This is a genomic window from Dielma fastidiosa (assembly GCF_000313565.1).
Lineage (GTDB): Bacteria > Bacillota_I > Bacilli_A > Erysipelotrichales > Erysipelotrichaceae > Dielma > Dielma fastidiosa.
This window is the reverse complement of record NZ_CAEN01000105.1, coordinates 1-342: the sequence shown is the minus strand read 5'-3', so window position 1 is coordinate 342 and position 342 is coordinate 1. Positions and strand designations below refer to the sequence as shown.

The 342-nt window shown below is 26.3% G+C and carries 1 protein-coding gene; it reads right to left on the bottom strand.

Annotated elements, in window-relative coordinates; all coding sequences use genetic code 11:
- Window positions 1-106: 106 nt before the first annotated feature.
- Complete coding sequence (locus DAHG_RS21600) at window positions 107-280, bottom strand: hypothetical protein (RefSeq protein WP_022936307.1); 174 nt, start codon at window positions 278-280, stop codon at window positions 107-109.
- Window positions 281-342 lie beyond the last annotated feature (62 nt).

Genomic DNA, 342 nt, shown 5'->3' with positions numbered 1-342 from the left:
ATTAATATTTTTCGGATATATTACTATATCCTCATCTACATTATAGAACAGGTAACGATTATAATCAATAATTAAGTGCTATTTTCACGAATAAATTGAGTATAAATTATTCATCTTCCTTCGTGTCTAAGTTTTCTAGTGCATATTCAACACATAAAACGACTAACTTATTCAAAGATATATTTTTAGAATCTGCTACTTTTTCCATTTCTTCTACCAGCTTCTTGTTTAATCTAAAAGTCTTATTTATATATTCTTCTTTTTCAATTTTAAAAGCCATAGCCATCACTCCTTTATACGCTAATCATATTGCAAGTATTGACCGTTTTATACACTTTAAAA

What these genes read in the sequence shown, in the direction of transcription:
- DAHG_RS21600 (WP_022936307.1), bottom strand. Translation starts at nt 280, where the DNA reads ATGGCTTTTAAAATTGAAAAAGAAGAATATATAAATAAGACTTTTAGA.